A 19,112-nucleotide genomic window follows, 5' to 3' on the forward strand; every position below is an offset into this window, starting at 1 on the left:
CGGGAGACCGACAGGGGCGGCGAGATTCTTCTCGCCGCCCCTTTCCGCGTCGCCGCCGCCTCAGCGCACCGCGCTGAGGCGGCCGGGGTCGCCGGCCAGCCGGCCCTGCTGTCGCAGCTCGGCGACGTCCGAGGCGAGGCGGTCGCGGATGTCCTTGCCGGTGCGCCGCCAGCCGAAGAACTCGCAGGCCTGCCTGATCAGCTCGTCCTCGGTCATACCCGGGCACTCCAGGGCCAGTTCGTACAGCGCCAGGTGCCGTTCGGCGGGGGCGATGTGCACGATCTTGCGGGGTGTCGTGCCGTCCTCGGGCCGGCGGGCGCTCGGCGCGTCCCGGTCCGGGACGTCGTAGAACGGCCCGTCGGCGGCGGCCCGGCCGGAGCGGACGAGGGCGAGCGCCACCGCACGCACGTTGTCCCGGATGCGGTTGCCCGCCCGGCCGACGCCCCACGCCTCCCGGGCCCGCTGGACCAGCAGGTCCTCGTGAACCGGGCCTTCCGTCTCGATGACCTCGGTCAGCAGGGCGCTCAGCCGGGGACGCGCCTCCTGGGTGTGCAGTTCGTGGCGGGGTGCGACGGAGGGGGTGCTGATCCGGTACCGGGTGCTCCACCGCCGCTCGGAGGTGATGTCCACGGGGACGCGCTCGTACACCGGTTCCGGCTGCTCCGGGGTGCGGGACGGTGCCGTGGCCGGCGCCGCCTCGGCCGGCTCGGGCCGTGCGGGCGCGGTGGGCGCCGGGGAGACGGCGGAGGGCGGCGCGGGAGCGGCCGGCGCGGGAAGCGGCCCCTCGGCCAGCGCCTGTTCGACCGCCTCGCGCAGCCGCTGCTCGGCGGCGGCCCGGCCGCGGTACCAGTCCGTGCCCCAGATGCGGTGCAGGCGCCAGCCGAGTCCGTTCAGCACCTGCTCGCGCAGCCGATCGCGGTCCCGGGCGGCCTTCGAGGAGTGGTACCTCGCGCCGTCGCACTCGATGCCGAGGGCGTACGCGCCGGGCAGTTCGGGGTGGCGTAGGCCGATGTCGATGCGGTAGCCGGCCACGCCGACCTGCGGCTGGACCCGGTAGCCCCAGCCGCGCAGCACCGCGATCACCGACTCCTCGAAGGGGCTGTCCGGCTCGGCGTCGCACTGGACGACGTCACGGGCGAGGACGGAGGGGCCGCTCTCGGCGTATTCGAGGTAGCGCTTGAGGTACTGGATGTTCTCGTTGGTGCTGTCCGGCATGCCCGCGCCGCGGAAGGAGGCGACGACCTCCATGCGGTAGCGGGCCCGGGTCACGGCCACGTTGAGCCGGCGCCAGCCGCCGCCCTTGTTGATCGGGCCGAAGTGGAGGCTCAGCTTCCCGTTCTCGTCGGGGGCGTAGCCCACCGACATGATCATCACATCGCGCTCGTCGCCCTGCACCGACTCCAGGTTCTTGACGAAGAAGCCGTCGAGGCGGTCCTCGGTGAAGCAGTGGTCGAGGTCGGGACGGCTCAGCCGGGCCTGCTGCACGGCCAGGTCGATGGCGGACGCCTGGGCCTGGGAGAGCGCGACGACTCCGAGCGTTCTGCCGGGGCGGGTGTCGAAGTGGTGCAGGACGCGTCGCGCCACGAACTCCGCCTCGGTCTGGTTGTCCCGGCGGCCTCCCCGGTCGTAGACACCGCCGCCGTCGAAGAAGGCGACGCCGACGTCGTTCCCCTCCTCCAGGGCACCCGGGAAGGTGATCATCGAGTTGCCGTAGAACTCGTGGTTGCTGAAGGTGATGAGGTTCTCGTGGCGGCTGCGGTAGTGCCAGCGCAGCGGGAGTTCGCGCATGGCGCCGGCCTTGCAGGCGTGCAGCAGCGACTCGAAGGAGTCGGGGACCTCGTCGTCGTACTCGTCCGGGTCGTCGTCCGCCGAGGAGTCGAAGAAGGAGGTCGGGGGGAGCTGCTTCTCGTCACCGGCGACGATCAGGGTGCGTCCCCGGTAGATGCAGTTGACGGCGTCGCCGGGCCGGACCTGGGACGCCTCGTCGAAGACGACGACGTCGAAGTGGAAGTCGGCGGGCAGAAACTGGCTGACCGTCAGCGGGCTCATCATGAAGCAGGGCTTGACGGCCTGCACCACCTCGCGGGTGCGGCCGAGCAGTTCGCGCACCGGCAGGTGACGGGTCTTCTTCTCCGCCTCCCGGACGATCACCGCGCCCGAGCCGCCGGCGAAGCTGCGGGGGCGGCGCTTGTTGCACGCCTCGATGACGGCGCCGCCGGCAGCGGCGATCAGCCGCCGGTCGGCCGCCCGGAAGTCGGCCACCCGCGCGTCGAGGTCGGCGGCGCGGGTGGTGCGCAGCCGTAGGTCGGTGGCGAGGACGTCGTCGGCCCAGGTGCGCAGCAGGGCCTGCTCCACCACGTCGGGCAGGCACCGCGGGTCGAGTCCGCGCTCGGCCACGCTCCCCACCAGCGCGTCGGCGCCGTACCGGCTCAGCACGGCGAGGCCGTCGCGGTGGGCGCGCCACACCTCGGGGCCCTGCGGGTCGGCGCGCAGCGCGCCGAGCACCTGTCCCGCCTGCTCCAGGGGGCCGAGCACGGCGGGTGACAGCCGGGTCCGGCGGTCGGCGTCGAAGAGGTCGAGCAGTTCGGTCGCGGAGCGGGTCCAGCGCTCCGCGCGGGCGGCGGCCATCGCGCACCACGCTCCCAGCGCCCGGCGGATGTTCTCCGCGAGCAGCGCGGGCAGCGGATCGGTGTCGGCCCCGTCCGCGAGGTGCTCGACGAGCAGTCCGCGCCGTACGGCGGTGCCGCTCAGCGCCGCGATGCGGTCGGCGGTCGCCAGGGCGGCGTCGAGGTCCGCGCACGCGTCCGGGGTGCGCGGGGTGTACCTGCCGAGGAGGTCCGCGTGCCCGTCGGCCAGCCGGGTCACCTCGGTGGCGGCCCGCTGCCAGGCAAGGGCGTCCTCCAGGCGGCCCACGAGGGACTTGTTCCAGGTGCCGGTGCGGGTGAGCGCGACGACGGCGTCCCGGTCCTCCTTGAACCGCCCCGAGAAGCGGGACATCAGGCCCCGGTGCTCCGTGGCGAAGCGCTGTGCCAGCTCGGGCAGGTCCGCCCGGCGGAGCACCTGCTCGCCGAAGACGTCGGCCGCGGCGGCTCGGGCGGCCGCCTCGGCGTCCAGGGCGGTGCGCAGTTCCCGGGCCGCCGTGTGGGCCCGGCCGAGGACGTCCGGGTCGAACCAGCCGCTCGGCGGGCGCCGGCCGGCGCGGGTGAGGTCGGCCAGCTCGCACAGGTCGAAGGCCGCCTCCGGGTGGTCGGGCTTGGGCATGCCGAGCAGGTCGGCGAGCTGGGCGGCCTGTACCGAGGCGTCGTCGGGCACGCTGCCGTCGCCCGCGCCCGCCCCGTCGGGCAGCCGGGAGCGCAGGGAACGGACGAGCTGCTGGACCTCCCGTACCGTGCGGGGCTCGTCCTGGGTGGCCGCGAACGGGCGGCGCCCGGCCGCCGTCGACAGGCCGTCGAGGGCGTCGGCGGCCTCGATGACGACCTGGTGCGCCGAGTCGCCGACCAGTCCGCGCCAGGGGAACGCCTCGCCCTCGGCGGCGGGGCGCCAGGCGCGGGCGACCGCCTGGGCGGCTGCGGCGAGTTCCTGGAGGGCTCCGGCGCTGAGCGTGCGCACCGTCCGCGTGTCGCCCGCACCGAGTGCCGGGGTGCCGGACTGCTCCAGGAGGACGAGCCGTCCGAGCACGTCGTGCAGGGTGCGGCCGAGGGGTTCGCGGGTCTCGTTCATCGCCGCCGCGTACGCGGACAGCTCCTCGCGGAGCCTGCGGGCCCGCTCCAGTTCGTGCTCCGCGGCTCCGGTGACGCGGGCCTCGGTGGTCAGCACGCGGGCGAGCTCGGTGGCCACCGCCTTCTTGCTCGTGTCACCGCTGTGCAGCGCCATGACGAAGTCCCCGAGACCGACGCTCCTGAGCCGGTTGCGCACGACGTCGAGTGCCGCCGCCTTCTCGCTGACGAAGAGCACACTGCGGCCGGCGTGCATGAGCGCGGCGATCATGTTGGTGATGGTCTGGCTCTTGCCGGTGCCGGGCGGACCGCTCATGACGAAGGACCGCTGGTCGAGGGCGGCGGCTATGCACTGGCGCTGCGAGGCGTCGGCGTCGAGGACCAGCGGCGTGCGTTCGGGCAGCTGGACGTCGTCGATGCGGTCCGCGTCCGGGGGGTCGAAGGAGAGGAGACCGGCGGGCACGTCCGCGTCGGGTCCGAGGGCGACGGCCCGCACCAGGGGGTGGGCGAGGATCTGTTCCTCGTTCTGCTGGAGGTCCTGGTACATCGCCTCCCGGTGCGAGGCGAACAGCCCGAGCACCGCCCGGTCCGCCACCGACCAGCCCTTCGGGCGGGACGCGACCGCGCGGGCCGCGGTGAGGACGCCGGGCAGGTCGGTGACGTCGGTGCCGGTGACGGGACTCCAGTCCACGCCGAGCCGTTCCAGCTTCACCGCGAGGGCCGGGTTGTGGATGCGTTCCTGGTCCTCGGCGGCGTGCAGGCGGTAGCGGCGGTCGCCGTCCCTGCGCAGTTCCACCGGGACCAGCAGCAGCGGCGCCGCGCTGGACTCGTGGGCGCCGGCCTCGCGCCAGTCGAGCATGCCGACGCCGAGCCAGAGCACCCACAGACCGTAGTCGTTGTACATCTGGCCGGACTTCTTGCGCAGTTGGTAGAGCGCGCTGTCCAGGGACGCCTGCGTGCTCTTGTGGGTGAGGAGTCCCGGGCGTGCCCCGCGTCCGGCGGAAGGGGCCCGTTCGTCGGTGGCCTTCTCCAGCCCGACTCCGGTCCCCCGTTCGAGGACCGGCGCGAAGTCCCAGCCTCGCGCGAGGTCCGCGAGGAGGGCGTCGGTGCCGGGCGTGGTGATCTCCAGGCTCGCCGTCCTGGCGTGCCGGAAATTCAGCAGCCGGTTGCGTCCGCCCATGTCCAGCAGGGAGTTCCGCCAGCCGTCGAGGACGGCCCTCACGGTCGGGTGCTGGTGAGCCATGGGCTGGGTACCTCCTGAGCTGCGCACAGGGAGATCCACCCGTACCGGCCCCCCTGGAGATCTCTCCCTATCAGTTCGGAAGTACCGGCACGCCCGGGACGTCTGACACGATATGAATTTGTTGTGAACGAAGTGCACACAAAGTGCGCCGCTCGCCTTCCGTCACTTGACCGAACCCGCCATCACGCCCTGCACGAAGTGCCGCTGGAACGCGAAGAACACCACCACCGGCACGATCAGGGACAGGAACGCTCCCGGGGCGAGGACGTCGATGTTGCTGCCGAACTGGCGTATCTGCGACTGCAGTTCCACCGTCAGCGGCTGTGAGGAGCTGTCGGCGAAGAGCAGGGCGACCAGCATGTCGTTCCAGACCCACAGGAACTGGAAGATGGCGAGCGAGGCGATGGCCGGGCGGCCCACCGGCAGGACGAGGCGCGTGAAGATGCGCCACTCGCTGCCGCCGTCCATCCGTGCCGCCTCCAGCATCTCCTTCGGCATCTCCGCGAAGTAGTTCCGCAGCAGGAAGACGGCGAAGGGGAGGCCGTAGGCGACGTGGAACAGGACGACACCGGGAATCGTGCCGAACAGGCCCAGTGCGCCGAAGAGCTTGGCGACCGGCAGCAGGCCGATCTGCACCGGCACCACCAACAGGGCCACCACCAGCAGGAAGACGGGCTCCCGCAACGGGAAGTCCAGCCAGGCGAAGGCGTATCCGGCCAGGGCCGCGATGACGACGACCAGGGTGGTGGCCGGCACCGAGATCAGCACGGTGTTCCAGAAGGCCTGGGTGATGCCCGCGTTCTTCAGCAGGGCCGAGTAGTTGTCGAAGGACAGCTGGCCGGGGCCGGCCAGCGCCGTCCACCAGCCGCCCTTCGCGGTGTCCTGGGCCGAGCGCAGGGAGGACAGGAACAGGCCGGCCAGCGGGGTCAGCCAGACCAGGCCGATGACCACCAGGAAGGCCTGCACCAGGCCGCTGCCCAGGCCGCGCCTGATCGCGTTCATCGGTGACTCCTCATCGTTGACTGTTGCGGAAACGGCGGACGTTGAAGACCATCGCGGGGATCACCAGGAGCAGCAGGAGCACGCCGAGGGCGCTGCCGAGGCCCTGGTCGTTGCCGCCGCCGAAGGACACCAGCCACATCTGGGTGGCGAGGACGGTGGCGTCCTCCTGCACCGGGCCGGGCGCGATGATGTAGACGAGGTCGAAGACCTTCATCACGTTGATCACCAGGGTCACGAAGACCACGGTGAGCACGGGCGCGAGCAGCGGGACGGTGATCCGCCGGAAGATCTGCCACTCGTTGGCGCCGTCCATCCGGGCGGCCTCCAGCGCGTCGCGCGGCAGCGTGGACAGGCCGGCGCCGATCAGGACCATCGCGAAACCCGTCCAGATCCACAGGTAGGCGCCGATGATCGCGGGGGTGACGAGGGTCGGGCCGAGCCAGGAGACGCCCTGGTAGGGCGGGGCGAAGTTCGACTCCGGCAGTTTCACCGTGTACGGGCCCGCCGTGAGCCCGGAGAAACGGAAGGATCCGTCGGCGGCGGTGGTCGCGCTCGCGACCGTCTCGCCGTCGCGGACCGCCTCGACCTTCATGCCGGGCAGGCCGCTCTCCTGGGCGTCGACCCGGCCCTGCCTGCCGCCCCCGCCGGGGGTGAAGTCCAGGTACACGACGCCGCGCAGTTCGCCGGGGGCGGCCTTGCGCGCGGCAGCCGTACGGGCGGGTGAGGCGTTGCCGGGCAGGTCCCCCGGCAGCACGCCGACCATCGGCAGCGCCACGGTGTCGCCCGCGGAGGCGGTCGTGCGGTAGGAGCCGTCCCGGTCCTGGGTGAGCAGTCCGGTGCGGCCCCGGGCGGTCGGGTAGGTCGAGGTGCCCTTGAAGGCGTCGTGGACGGAGACGACGGCGGCGTTGAGCACGCCCTTGTCCGGGTCCTCGTCATAGGCGAGGCGGAAGATGATGCCGGCGGCGAGGAAGGACACCGCCATCGGCATGAAGAGGAGCAGCTTGAAGGCCGTCGCCCAGCGGACCTTCTCCACCAGGACGGCCAGGATCAGGCCGAGGCCGGTGAGCAGGGCGGGGGCGACGACGACCCAGATGGTGGTGTTGCGGATGGCCTTGAGGGTGGCCGGGTCGCGGAACATCTCGGTGTAGTTGTCGCCGCCGACGAACCGGGTGCCGGAGGCGTCGAAGAAGCTGCGGCCGACGGAGAACAGCACCGGGTAGACGACGAGCGCGCCGAGCAGGAGCAGCGCCGGGAGGACGAAGAGCAGGGCGATCAGCCGGGCGCGCCGCCGGCCACGGCGCGCGGGCGCCGGGCCGGCGGCGCGACGCGGGCCCGCCTGCTGTTTCACGACGGTGGTGGCGGTCATGGGTGTGCCGCTCAGTTCCGGTAGGCCTTGGCCGCGGCGGCTTCGAGCTTGGCCGCCGTGCCCTTCGGGTCCGACGGGTCGCGCAGGAAGTCCTGGAGGAGCTTCCACTCGCCGGTGCCCTTGGTGCCGCCGAAGGCCGCCGGTGCCTGGTCGGACATGTCGAAGCGGACCGAGTCCCCGGCGCCCACGAGGGACTTGGCGGTGGCGCGGGTGACGTCGTCGCCGTACGCGGTAAGGCTCAGCTTCCTGTTCGGGGACAGGAAGCCGCCCGCCTTCGCCCACACGGCCGCGGCCTCGGGGGTGGCCAGGTACTCCACGAGCTTCATGCCGGCCCCCGCGTTCTTGCCGTCCTTGAGGACGACGGCCGCGTCACCGCCGCTGACGACGGGTGCCGTGCCGCCGCCGACCGCCGGGAAGGGGAAGAAGTCGGCGTCCTTGCCGATCTCCTTGCCGTACTGGTCGTGGGCGACGCCGGCGACGAAGTCGCCCTCGTAGACCATGCCGGCCTGGGGTTTGGGCCCGAACACCTTCTCCACGGAGCCGGGGAAGTCGGTGTTCAGGGCCCCGTTCTGGCCTCCGGCGATGAGCTGCTTGTCCTCGAACAGCTTGCCGAGGGTGGTGAGCGCCTTGACGACCGACGTGTCCGTCCAGGTGAGCTTGTGCGCGGCGAGGGCGTCGTACTTCTCGGGGCCGGCCTGGGAGAGGTAGATGTTCTCGAACCAGTCGGTGAGGGTCCAGCCGTCCTGTCCGGCGACGGCGAAGGCGGCGAGGCCGGAGTCGGAGACGGTGTGACCGGCCTTGAGCAGCTCGTCGTACGTCTTCGGCGGCTTGACCCCGGCCTGGGCGAGGGCGTCGGGGCTGTACCAGACGGTGGATTTGTGGGCGGCCTTGAAGTAGAGGCCGTAGAGGGTGCCGTCGACGCTGCCGTACTTCTTCCAGACGGGGGCGTAGCCGGCGTCGACGGTCCGCTGGGCGGCCGGCGAGAGCGGCTTGAGCCAGCCCTTCTGCGCGAACTGGTTCAGGACGCCGACCTGCGGGACCATCACGACGTCGGGTGCGTTGCCGCCCTCGATCTTGCTGCCGACGACCGTGGAGACGTTGTCGCCGGTCGACACGAACTGGGTCTTCGCACCGGTCTTCTCGGTGAAGGCGTCCAGCACCTTCTGGAAGTTCTTCTGCTCGCTGCCGGACCAGACGCCGGCCACGGTGACGGTCTGGCCGCTGAGCGCCTTGTCGCCGCCGCCCGCCGAGACGGGTCCGCCGCCGCAGGCGGTGGCGCCGAGGGCGAGGGCGAGGGCGGTGCAGCCGGTGAGCAGGGTCGTGCGTCGTCGCATCATCGTTGACGGACCTTTCATTGGGGACGGGTGATCACAGGTCGTTCAGCCACCAGGCCGCCGTCGCGCCGGGCAGGACGCCGGGCGGGCAGGGGCCGCTGGACAGCAGGAGGGTGCCGGAGGCCGGCGCGGGGGCTGGGGCGGTGCCGAAGTTGACGGCGCAGACCAGGCCGTCGCCGCGGACGAAGGCGAGGACGTCCGGCGGGGCATCCAGCCAGCGCAGTGTGCCCTCGCCCAGCTGGGGCAGGGATGTGCGCAGGTGGAGGCCGTCGCGGTACAGGTGCCAGAAGGAGCGGGTGTCGGCGAGGGCGCGGTCGGTGGCGTACTCGGCGAAGTAGTCGGGCTGCGGCAGCCAGGGCTTGGCGCCCTCCACCCCGGAGGTGAAGCCGAACGGGGATGCCTGCCCGGACCAGGGCAGCGGGACCCGGCAGCCGTCGCGGATGCGGGCGCGGCTGCCGGTGCGCCGGAAGATCGGGTCGGTGAGCACGTCGTCCGGCAGGTCGACGACCTCGGGCAGGCCCAGTTCCTCGCCCTGGTAGATGTACGCGGCTCCGGGCAGCGCCAGCATCAGCAGCGCGGCGGCGCGGGCGCGGGCGGCGCCGAGACCGCTGCCCTCGGTGGCGGGTTCGCCGTAGCGGGTGACGGTGCGGACCTGGTCGTGGTTGTTGAGGACCCAGGTGACCGTGGAGCCGGTGCCGGCGATGTCCTGCATAGCCTCGGAGATGACCTTGCGGAAGGCGTCGGCGTCCCAGGGGGCGCCGAGCAGGTCGAAGAAGAAGGCCTGGTGGAGCTCGTCCGGGCGGACGTACAGGGCGTGTTCGCGGGCGGTGGGGACGGAGACCTCGCCGACGAGCAGGCGCTCGCGGCCGTCCCGGTCGGCGTACTCCTCGCACAGGGAGCGCCAGCGGCGCCACACCTCGTGCACCTCGGGCTGGTTCCAGGCGAGCGGGTTGACCGAGTCGCGGGTGCGGGCGTCGGCCTCCGGGTCGTCGGAGTCCGGCAGGGCGGGGTGCTTGAACAGACCGGCGGCGACGTCGATGCGGAAGCCGTCGACGCCCCGGTCGAGCCAGAACCGCAGGGTCCGGTCGAACTCGTCGGGGATCTCGGGGTTGCGCCAGTTCCAGTCGGGCTGCTCGGGCGTGAACATGTGCAGGTACCACTGGCCGTCGGGGACCCGGGTCCAGGCGGGTCCGCCGAACATGGCGTGCCAGTTGTTGGGCGGCTCGCTGCCGTCGGGGCCGCGGCCGTCGGCGAAGTGGAAGCGGGCGCGGGCCGGGCTGCCGGGCTCGCCGGCCAGGGCCTCGCGGAACCACGGGTGCTCGCTGGAGCAGTGGTTGGGGACGATGTCGAGCAGCACCTTGATGCCGAGCCGCCGGGCCGCGGCCATCAGCAGGTCGAACTCGGCGAGGTCGCCGAAGATCGGGTCGACACCGCGGTAGTCGGCCACGTCGTAGCCGTGGTCGTGCTGCGGCGAGGGGTAGAAGGGGCTCAGCCAGATCCCGTCGACGCCGAGCTTCTTCAGGTACGGCAGCCCGGCCCGGACGCCGGCCAGATCGCCGATGCCGTCACCGGTGCTGTCCAGGAAGCTGCGGACGTACACCTGGTAGATCACGGCGTCGCGCCACCAGTGGTACTTACTCAACATGCATGCATGTTAGGTAGGCGTGTCGCGGCAGTGTCAACGAAAAGAACAAGTGTTACCGAGCAGTTGGGGTGACGAATGCGGACTTACCGTGACATCCGGAAGCCAGTTGAGATGTCCGCGTTACCTAACAAGTAACTAGCAGCCGTGAGGGGTGGCCGGCTAACGGCCGGCGATGGCGTCGAGTTCGCGTGCCAGCCGGCGCACGGCCTGCCCGGGCGTCTGCCGCCCGGTCAGCGCGTCCTGCACGACCGCCTGCACGGCCAGGCTGACCTGGTCGTAGTGCGGGCTCTTGGGGCGCGGCCGGGCGGTGAGGACGGCGGTGCGCAGGGTCGGCAGATAGGGGAACCGCCGGACGAGCGCGGGGTCCTCGTAGAGCCCGGCGCGTACCGGCGGCAGCGCGCCCCGCGTGAGCACCTGGCGCTGCACGGGCGCGCTGGTGAGGTAGGCGATCAGGCGCGCGGCGGAGTCCGGGTGCCGGGCGTGGGTGTTGACCGCGAGGTTGGAGCCGCCGAGGACGCTCGTCCCCGGCCCGTCCGGCCCCGGCAGCGGTACGGCGCCGATCTTCCCGGCGACCCTGGAACCCGGGGCGGAGGCGACGGCGTAGGCGTAGGGCCAGTTGCGCAGGAAGAGCAGCCTGCCGTCCTGGAAGGCCTGTTTGGACTCCTCCTCCTTGTACGTCAGCGCCTGCCTCGGGATCCAGCCCTCGCGGATGCCGCGGGCGAGGAAGCCGATGCCCTCGCGGGCGGCGGCCGAGTCGACGGTGACACGGGTGCCCTCGCCGCCGAGGATGGTGCCGCCCGCCGAGTACACGGCCTCGGCCGCGTTCACGGTGAGGCCCTCGTAGGGCAGGAACTGGCCCGCGTAGCCGCCGAGTCCGTACTTCGGCGCGATGGTCCTCGCGTCGTGCTCCAGCTCGGCCCAGGTGCGCGGCGGGGCCACCCCCTCCCGGCCGAGGACGTCCTTGCGGTACAGGAGGAGTCCGGCGTTCGTGACGTACGGGACCGCGTACAGCCGTCCGTCGTAGGTCGCCGTGTCCACGACCGGCGGCAGGAAGCTGTCCAGGGGGAAGCGGTCGCGGGGCAGCGGGCGGATCCAGCCGGCCGCCGCGAACTCGGAGGTCCAGTCGACGTCGATGTTGAGGACGTCGAACCGGCCCCGGTCGCCGCCGCGCAGGTCGGTCGTCATCTGCGCGTGCGTCTCGTCGGCGGAGTCCGGCAGCTCGACCAGGGTGACCCTCTCGCCGGGGTGGGTGCGGTTCCAGCCCTCCAGCAACGGGCCGAGATAGCCCGTGAGGTCACCGGCGGTGGCCAGCGTGAGCGGGCCCCGGCCGCCTCCCGCGCCCTCGTCGGCGCGGGCTCCCGAGGCCACGTACCCGGCCATGACCACGACGAGAACGAGAAGGCCCCTACCGGCGGCGCGCATCCACCGCATAGGTTCCTCCCTGTACACCCGGCACCACGGGCGCCCTCGCCCGGGGACAGAGGCCATGTATACCTGTTAGGTATGCGCGATACTAGGGCCTGGAGCACATGAAGCAGACAGGAGGACAGCACGAGTGCGCCTGCCCCTCCTGGCACTCCTCGCCCGCGGTCCGGCCCACGGCTACGAGCTGAAGCAGGACCTTGAGCAACTGCTGGGCGCCGCGTACCCTCAGCCGAACGTCGGCCAGATCTACGTCACCCTCGGCCGTCTGGAGAAGTCCGGGCTGATCGAGGGCGAGGACGTCGAGCAGTCCAGCCGGCCCAACAAGAAGGTCTACCACCTCACCGACGCCGGGCGCGAGGCGCTGCTCGCCTGGTTCGAGGAGACCGAGGACGAGCCGCGGGTGCGGGACGAGTTCTTCATGAAACTCGCCCTCGCCCCGCAGACCGGTCTCGCCGACCAGATCGCCCTCATCAACCGGCAGCGGCGCCAGTACCTCAACACCATGCGCAACCTGTCGAAACTGGCCGCGGCCGAGAGCCGGGACAACCGAATCGCCCAGCTGCTGATCGAGGGCGCGATGCTGCACCTCCAGGCCGACCTCGACTGGCTGGAACGGTGCCAGGAGGAACTGGAGGGTCTGGAGTGAGTGACGGGCACGCTCCGGTGCTGCGCGCCGAGGGACTGGTGAAGACCCACTACGGCGAGGGCGCGCCCGCGCACGCCGTGCGCGGGGTCGACCTCGCCGTGGCCCGCGGCGAGTTCGTCGCGATCACCGGGCCGTCCGGCGCGGGCAAGTCCACGCTGCTGCACCTGCTCGGCGGGCTCCAGCGGCCCGACGAGGGCAGCGTCTGGCTCGACGGCCGGTGCACGGACTCCTTCAGCGAGGCCCGCTGGGCCGTGGAGCGCAGGAAGGCCATCGGGATCGTCTTCCAGTTCTTCAACCTGGTGTCGAACCTGTCGGTCGCCGACAACGTGGAGCTGCCCGCGCTGCTCGCCGGGGTCCCGCCGAAGAAGGCCCGCGCCGAACGGGAGGCGCTGCTCGCCGAGCTGGGTCTGCGGGGCAAGGAGCGCAGCATGCCGGGCGAGCTGTCCGGCGGCGAGCAGCAGCGGGTCGCGCTCGCCCGGGCGCTGGTCAACCATCCGCCGCTGCTGCTCGCGGACGAGCCGGCCGGCAGCCTGGACAGCAAGGGCACCCGCGAGGTGATGCGGCTGCTGTCCCGCTTCCACGGGCGCGGCCAGACCATCGTGCTGGTCACCCACGACGCCCGACTGGCCAGCGCCGCCGACCGCGTGATCAGCTTCTTCGACGGCCGCATCGCCGACGACGCGGCCCTGGACGGCGCGCCGCCGCCCCGGCGGAGCGGCATATCCGGCGTGCTGGAGCTGAGGGACTGACCGTGCCGGACCTGAGGGACGTGCGGGCCACCCTGCGCTGGGCCCACTCCGACCTGCGCGCCCACCGCGGCGAGGCGCTGTTCCTGGTGCTGGCCACCGCGGGCATAGTCGCCTCGCTGCTGCTCGCCGCCGCGCTCTTCGGCTACGCCACGAACCCCTGGCAGCGGACCTTCGCCGAGGCGCACGGCGCCCACGTCTGGCTGCACACCGCGCCGTCCGCCGACGCCCGCGCGCTGGCCCGGCTGGACGGGGTCACCTCCGTCGCCGGCCCCTACCGTGCCGAGTCCGCCACCGTCGCCGCCCGCGGCACCCGCGCCTCCGTAGAACTGCGCGCCACTTCTGACCTGCCCTCCGTCGGCCGCCCCCTGCTCACCTCCGGGCACTGGCTGGACCCGGCGGCGCCGGACGGCGTGGTGCTGGAGAGCAGCCTGGCGCGGGCCCTGCTGGCCGAGCCGGGTGACACCCTGACGCTGCCCGGCACGGCGCGCACGCTCACCGTCGAGGGCATCGCCGACAGCGCCGAACCCCCGTACCGCCCCGGCGAGCAGCCCGGTCTGGTGTGGGCGCTGCCGTCCGCCGTGCGGGCCCCGGCCGGGCAGGTCATCGGGCTGCGGCTCGGCGATCCCTCGGACACCGACTACGCCGTCCAGCGGGCCGTCACCGTGCTGGGCGCCGGCGCGGTCGGCGAGGTCTCCACCTGGCAGCAGGCCCGCGCCGAGGCACAGGGCGACAACCGGCTGCTCGGCCAGGTGCTCGGGCTGTTCGGTCTGGGCGCCCTCGCCGCAGCCGGGTTCGCGGTGCACGGCGCCATCGCGACCCGCATCCGCGGGCACCTGCGTGACCTGTCGGTGCTGAAGGCGATCGGCTTCACACCCGGCCAGGTGGTACGGATCTTCCTGCTCCAGCACCTGGCGTACGCGCTGCTCGGCGCGGTGGCCGCGGCCCTGCTCACCGAGGGGCTGGGCAACCGGGTCCCGGGGCGGCTCGGGGACGCGGTGGGGGTGTGGCAGGGGCTGCCCGGGCACACCCTGGCGCTGTGCGCGGTGCCCGCCGGTGCGGTGCTGTTCATCGGTCTGACCACGGGGCTCGCGGCCTGGCGGGCGGGCCGGGTACCGCCGGTCCCGGTGCCGCGCCCGGCCGCGCCGGCGGGCGGGCGGCTGAGCGGGGCGGCCCGGCGGGCGCTGGGGCTGCGGTTGCCGGCCGCGCTGGTCCTCGGCTGTCACAAGGCGTTCGCGGGGCGCGGCCGGTCACTGGCCACCGTGGCCCGGTTGACGCTGCCGCTGCTGCTGATCGTGGTGGCGCTCAGCGCCTGGACCACGATCGACCGCCTCCACAGCAGCCCCGAGCGGGTGGGCCTGCCGACGGCGCTCACGGTCCGCTCGGACGGCGCCCTGGACGGGTCGGGCGTGCGGAGCGTGCTGGCGCACGACTCCCGGGTCGCCGCCGCCTACCCGGGCGTCGAGGTGGCCGCGCTGGTCCCGGGCCAGACCGGGACCATCGCCCTGCGCGGCGTCGGCACCCGCGCCGAGCCCTACCCCTACGCCCTCGCCGAGGGCCGCGCGGCCCGTGGTCCGGACGAGGCGGTGGCCGGCCAGGGCCTGCTCGACCTGCTGGACGCGCGGGTCGGCGACTGGGTGCGGATGACGGTGGGCGACCGGCCGCAGATCCTGCACATCGTGGGCCGCACCCTGGAACCGCGCAACGCCGGCCGGGTCGTCACCACCTCCCTGGACACCCTCCGGGAGAACGACCCGGAGCTGTCCCCGGCCTTCTACGAGCTGCGGCTGCGCCCCGGCGCGGACCCGCGCCACGTGGCCGCCGCGCTCGCCTCGGCAGGCCACGGCCACCTGGAGGTGCACGCCGTGGCGAACCCGGCCGACGGGCTGTCCCCGCTGCGCGGCGTCGTCGCCGGACTGATCGCCGTCCTGGCCCTGATCGGGCTGGTGGAACTGCTCACCGCGATCGGCGGCAGCGTCCGCGAGGGCGAGCGGGACGTACTGGCGCTCCGTGCGATCGGCATGTCGCCACGGCAGATCACCGCGATCACCGTCACGGCGACGAGCTGCACGGCCCTGGCGGCGGCCGTCACCGGGACGGCGCTGGGGCTGCCACTGGCCCGCCGGCTGATCGACGCCCAGGGCGGCTCCAGCGGCATCGGCGCCGGAATCGCCCAGTCCCCCTCCCCCGGCCTGCTTCTGCTGCTGGGCTCGGCCGCCGTTGTGGGGGCGGCGGCCCTGGCCACCCTGCCCGCGTCCCGCGTGGCCCGCCGGCGCCTCGCGGACACGCTGAGCGCGGTGGCCTGAACCCGCTCAGGGGGACACGGCCTGCCAGCTTTCCGGGTCTTTGCGGATCTTCCTCAGCAGGCCGCCGAAGACCGTCCCGTCGAACAGCAGGCCGTTGTACCGCACCGGGACGCGTACGTCGTTGATCTCCGCGGTGGGGGTGCCGGGACCCTCGGGCTCCCGCGGTCCGCCCGCCCTCTCGTAGGCGTCCTCGCTGTTGGTCACGAACGTCCGGTACTTCATGGTCCGGACGGCCGAGTCGAAGTCCGGTCCGCGCAGCCCCGGGACCCGCCCCGCCAGTTCGAGCAGGTAGGCGTCGGTGAACCCGTCCTCGCTCTCGGCGGGCTGGTGGGCGTAGAGCACGTCGTGGTACTCGGCGAACTTGCCCTTGTCCAGCGCGGCCCGCAGGGCGTTGACCGCCTTCCGGGAGCCCGTGCCCCCGAGCCGGGCGTCCAGGAAGGAGGCGAGGGTGTACTGGGTCCTCACCTCGCGCCGGATGGTCGCCTCACGCAGCTCGGGCGCACCACCGGTGGTCTCGAACTGCTCGCACACCGGGCACCGCGGATCCTCGTACAGGTGCACGGTCAGCGGGGCGGCCTCGTCCCCGACCATGATGGTCGTGCCGTCGTTCCCCAGCCGCTCCGGCATGTCCGCCGGCCCGGTGTACGGTACGGCCGTCGCCGTGGCCGTGGGGTCCGGCCGGCCCCCCTTCGACTCGGCCGGCTGCCCTCCGCTGTCGCAGCCCACCGCCGCCACTCCCGCCACGGCCACCGCGACCGCCGTGGCCAACACCCTGCGCACCATGCGCCATCCCTCCCCTGGTCCCACGGAACCCTAGGGGACGGGCGCGGTCGGGCGCGCGGGGATACCACCGCCACGGGCCCCGGCCGGGACCGGCTCCGGCCGGGGCCCGCTCCGGCCGCGGCTCAGCTCCGGCCGCGCAGCTCCCGGTACTTGGCGACCAGTGCCTTCGTCGACGCGTCCAGGCCGGGCACGTCGGCGCCCTCGGTGAGCGCGGGCTCGACGCGCTTGGCGAGCACCTTGCCCAGCTCCACGCCCCACTGGTCGAAGGAGTCGATGTTCCACACCGCGCCCTGCACGAACACCTTGTGCTCGTAGAGGGCGACGAGCTGGCCGAGGACGGACGGGGTCAGCTCACGGGCGAGGATCGTCGTGGTCGGCCGGTTGCCCTGGAACGTCTTGTGCGGGACCAGCTCCTCGGGGACCCCCTCCGCCCGGACCTCGTCGGCGGTCTTGCCGAAGGCCAGCGCCTGGGTCTGGGCGAAGAAGTTGGCCATCAACAGGTCGTGCTGGGCCTTCAGTTCCCCGCTCAGCTCGGCCACCGGCCGGGCGAAGCCGATGAAGTCGGCCGGGATCAGCTTGGTCCCCTGGTGGATCAACTGGTAGTAGGCGTGCTGCCCGTTGGTGCCGGGCGTGCCCCACACCACCGGTCCGGTCTGCCACTCCACCTGCTTGCCGTCGCGGGCGACGTACTTGCCGTTGGACTCCATGTCCAGCTGCTGGAGGTAGGCGGTGAACTTGGAGAGGTAGTGGCTGTACGGGAGCACGGCGTGGGTCTGGGCGTCGTGGAAGTTGTCGTACCAGATGCCCAGCAGGCCCAGCAGCAGCGGGACGTTGTCCTCGGCGGGCGCGGTGCGGAAGTGGTCGTCGACGGTCCGGAAGCCGTCCAGCATCTCGCGGAACCGGTCCGGGCCGATGGCGATCATCAGGGAGAGGCCGATGGCGGAGTCGTAGGAGTACCGGCCGCCGACCCAGTCCCAGAACTCGAACATGTTGTCCGGGTCGATGCCGAACTCGGCGACCTTCTCCGCGTTCGTGGACAGCGCCACGAAGTGCCGGGCCACGGCGGCCTCGTCGCCCAGCGCGGCCAGCAGCCACGTGCGCGCCGAGGTCGCGTTGGTGATGGTCTCGATGGTGGTGAAGGTCTTGGAGGCGATGATGAACAGCGTCTCCGCCGGGTCGAGGTCCCGGGTGGCCTCGTGCAGGTCGGCGCCGTCCACGTTGGAGACGAAGCGGACCGTGAGGTCGCGGTCGGTGAAGCAGCGCAGCACCTCGTAGGCCATCGCGGGTCCGAGGTCGGAGCCGCCGATGCCGATGTTGACCACGTTCCTGATGCGCTTGCCGGTGTGGCCGGTCCACTCGCCGGAGCGGACGCGGTCGGCGAAGCCGGCCATCTTGTCGAGCACGGCGTGCACCTTCGGCACGACGTTCTCGCCGTCGACCTCGACCACCGCGTCGCGCGGAGCGCGCAGCGCGGTGTGCAGCACCGCCCGGTTCTCGGTGACGTTGATCTTCTCGCCGCGGAACATGGCGTCCCTGAGGCCGAAGACGTCCGTCGCCGCGGCCAGCTCGCGCAGCAGGCGCAGTGTCTCGTCGGTGATCAGGTGCTTCGAGTAGTCGATGTACAGGTCGCCGACCCGGAGCGTGTACCCGGTGCCGCGCGCCGGATCGGCGGCGAACAGGTCCCGGAGATGGGTGTCCGCCAGCTCCTCCCGGTGCTTGGCGAGAGCGGTCCACTCGGGCGTCTGGTTGAGCCTGGTACGGCCGTCTGCGTTCATGTCCGACTTCCGCCTTCTTTCGTGCCTGTCCCAGCCGTTCCAACCTAATTGATCAGCGCGCGGGACGAGCGGTGGAGACGCTGTCCGCGCGGGCGACGGCGGATACGCCGGGTTCGCGCCCCGGTATCAGCACGACGACGGCCGAGGCGAACGGGACGGCCGCGAGCAGGGCCGGTGCGTTGAGGCCGTACAGTCCGGCCGCGGCCCCGCCGAGGAACGCGCCGAGCGGGGCACCGGAGGTGGAGGACGTCCGGAAGGCCGAGGCGATGCGGCCCACCATGGACCCGGGGCCGCGTTGCTGCATCAGGGTGACCCGGTTGACGTTCCAGACCCGCGCGGTCCGTGTGGCCACGCTGCTGTGCCACATCGGCATGGGCGCCCTGATCGCCACGCCTGCGCTGCACGTGAGCACCCGGTCCCGCCACAGCGCGCGCAGGCCCGCCCCGATCTCCGTGCGCAGGGTGCTGCCGGCCGGGCGGGGCTCCCGCTCCGGCGGCCGTACCCGCAGGGACGCCACGAGCGCGGCGGCCACCAGGTAGGTGCCCGCGTCCGCCGCGAACGGCATGAACGCCCCGGACGCCGGCAACAGCGGCACGAACGGGCCCGCCAGGAGTCCGCCCGCCGACTGCTGGCCGGTCATCAGCCGGGCGTTCGCACCGCCCAGGGCCTCCCGGGTCACCAGGGAGGGCAACAGGGCCGTGGAGGCGTTGTCGAAGAGCGTCTGGAGCGCGGTGAGAGAGAAGGCGAGCGCGATCAGCAGGGGTATGGAGGCGCACCCGAGGCCCACGGCGAGGGCGAAACCGGCGACGAGCAGGCCCCGCACCGTGTCCACCAGCCACATCGCCCGCCGTTGGCCGACGCGGTCCGCCACGGCACCGCCGAACAGCCCGAACAGCAGCCAGGGCAGGTATCCACAGGCGGTGACGGAGGCGATGACGAGGGGCTGCCCGGTGAGGCGCACGGCGAGCAACGGCAGCGCGGAGGTGCGCAACGCGTCACCGAACCGGGAGACCACGGCGGCCGTCCACAGCCGGCCGAATCCACCGCGCCAGGCAGGTGTCCCGCTGCTCGCCGTCCCGACCGCCCCCACGCTCGCCCCCTCCGATACGCCGATGCGCACACGGT

The 19,112-nt window shown here is 72.8% G+C and carries 12 protein-coding genes; 3 read left to right on the forward strand and 9 right to left on the reverse strand.

Annotation, left to right across the window (positions count from 1 at the left end; genetic code table 11):
- Positions 1-60: 60 nt before the first annotated feature.
- The 6 genes from LG395_RS10005 to LG395_RS10030 form a co-directional block, all read right to left on the reverse strand.
- Complete coding sequence (locus LG395_RS10005; RefSeq protein ID WP_225809131.1) at positions 61-4,959, reverse strand: DUF3320 domain-containing protein; 4,899 nt, start codon at positions 4,957-4,959, stop codon at positions 61-63.
- A 162-nt stretch (positions 4,960-5,121) separates the two neighbouring features.
- Positions 5,122-5,961 carry a carbohydrate ABC transporter permease gene (locus LG395_RS10010; RefSeq protein WP_171157416.1) on the reverse strand — a complete coding sequence of 280 codons (840 nt, stop codon included), beginning with the start codon at positions 5,959-5,961 and terminating at the stop codon, positions 5,122-5,124.
- Between the two features lie 10 nt (positions 5,962-5,971).
- On the reverse strand, positions 5,972-7,327 hold the full coding sequence (locus LG395_RS10015) for an ABC transporter permease subunit (RefSeq protein ID WP_225809132.1): 1,356 nt from the start codon (positions 7,325-7,327) through the stop codon (positions 5,972-5,974).
- An 11-nt stretch (positions 7,328-7,338) separates the two neighbouring features.
- Entirely contained in the window at positions 7,339-8,664 is a 1,326-nt protein-coding gene (locus tag LG395_RS10020) for an ABC transporter substrate-binding protein (RefSeq protein ID WP_225809133.1), read from the reverse strand.
- Between the two features lie 31 nt (positions 8,665-8,695).
- The gene (locus LG395_RS10025) at positions 8,696-10,306 is read right to left on the reverse strand and encodes a glycoside hydrolase family 13 protein (RefSeq protein WP_171157411.1); all 1,611 of its coding nucleotides are present in this window, start codon (positions 10,304-10,306) and stop codon (positions 8,696-8,698) included.
- A gap of 159 nt (positions 10,307-10,465) precedes the next feature.
- Positions 10,466-11,737, reverse strand: a complete 1,272-nt coding sequence (locus LG395_RS10030; protein ID WP_225809134.1) for an ABC transporter substrate-binding protein — start codon at positions 11,735-11,737, stop codon at positions 10,466-10,468.
- A 124-nt stretch (positions 11,738-11,861) separates the two neighbouring features.
- On the opposite strand from LG395_RS10030, the gene LG395_RS10035 reads away from it, so the two are divergent.
- Genes LG395_RS10035 through LG395_RS10045 form a run of 3 tightly spaced genes read left to right on the forward strand, consistent with a single transcriptional unit; the run spans position 11,862 to position 15,429 of the window.
- Positions 11,862-12,377 carry a PadR family transcriptional regulator gene (locus LG395_RS10035; protein WP_225809135.1) on the forward strand — a complete coding sequence of 172 codons (516 nt, stop codon included), beginning with the start codon at positions 11,862-11,864 and terminating at the stop codon, positions 12,375-12,377.
- Entirely contained in the window at positions 12,374-13,126 is a 753-nt protein-coding gene (locus LG395_RS10040) for an ABC transporter ATP-binding protein (protein WP_171157405.1), read from the forward strand. Before LG395_RS10035 ends, LG395_RS10040 begins: the two co-directional genes overlap by 4 nt.
- A 20-nt stretch (positions 13,127-13,146) precedes the next feature.
- The gene (locus LG395_RS10045; protein WP_225809263.1) at positions 13,147-15,429 is read left to right on the forward strand and encodes an ABC transporter permease; all 2,283 of its coding nucleotides are present in this window, start codon (positions 13,147-13,149) and stop codon (positions 15,427-15,429) included.
- 6 nt (positions 15,430-15,435) lie between these two features.
- Here the strand turns inward: LG395_RS10045 and LG395_RS10050 are convergent, their stop codons facing one another.
- From LG395_RS10050 to LG395_RS10060, 3 genes are all read right to left on the reverse strand, one after another.
- The gene (locus tag LG395_RS10050) at positions 15,436-16,212 is read right to left on the reverse strand and encodes a DsbA family protein (protein WP_225809136.1); all 777 of its coding nucleotides are present in this window, start codon (positions 16,210-16,212) and stop codon (positions 15,436-15,438) included.
- Positions 16,213-16,334: 122 nt separating this feature from the next.
- Positions 16,335-17,987 (reverse strand): glucose-6-phosphate isomerase, encoded by a 1,653-nt coding sequence (gene pgi, locus LG395_RS10055; RefSeq protein WP_225809137.1) that lies wholly within the window; start codon positions 17,985-17,987, stop codon positions 16,335-16,337.
- Positions 17,988-18,039: 52 nt separating this feature from the next.
- Positions 18,040-19,077 carry an MFS transporter gene (locus LG395_RS10060; protein WP_225809138.1) on the reverse strand — a complete coding sequence of 346 codons (1,038 nt, stop codon included), beginning with the start codon at positions 19,075-19,077 and terminating at the stop codon, positions 18,040-18,042.
- Positions 19,078-19,112: the final 35 nt, after the last annotated feature.

Origin of the sequence: Streptomyces spinosus (genome assembly GCF_020400655.1) — a bacterium.
Lineage (GTDB): Bacteria > Actinomycetota > Actinomycetes > Streptomycetales > Streptomycetaceae > Streptomyces > Streptomyces argyrophylli.

Coding starts and splice junctions, on each gene's coding strand:
- LG395_RS10005 (WP_225809131.1), bottom strand. CDS start 4,959: ATGGCTCACCAGCACCCGACCGTGAGGGCCGTCCTCGACGGCTGGCGG.
- LG395_RS10010 (WP_171157416.1), bottom strand. CDS start 5,961: ATGAACGCGATCAGGCGCGGCCTGGGCAGCGGCCTGGTGCAGGCCTTC.
- LG395_RS10015 (WP_225809132.1), bottom strand. CDS start 7,327: ATGACCGCCACCACCGTCGTGAAACAGCAGGCGGGCCCGCGTCGCGCC.
- LG395_RS10020 (WP_225809133.1), bottom strand. CDS start 8,664: ATGATGCGACGACGCACGACCCTGCTCACCGGCTGCACCGCCCTCGCC.
- LG395_RS10025 (WP_171157411.1), bottom strand. CDS start 10,306: ATGTTGAGTAAGTACCACTGGTGGCGCGACGCCGTGATCTACCAGGTG.
- LG395_RS10030 (WP_225809134.1), bottom strand. CDS start 11,737: ATGCGGTGGATGCGCGCCGCCGGTAGGGGCCTTCTCGTTCTCGTCGTG.
- LG395_RS10050 (WP_225809136.1), bottom strand. CDS start 16,212: ATGGTGCGCAGGGTGTTGGCCACGGCGGTCGCGGTGGCCGTGGCGGGA.
- pgi (WP_225809137.1), bottom strand. CDS start 17,987: ATGAACGCAGACGGCCGTACCAGGCTCAACCAGACGCCCGAGTGGACC.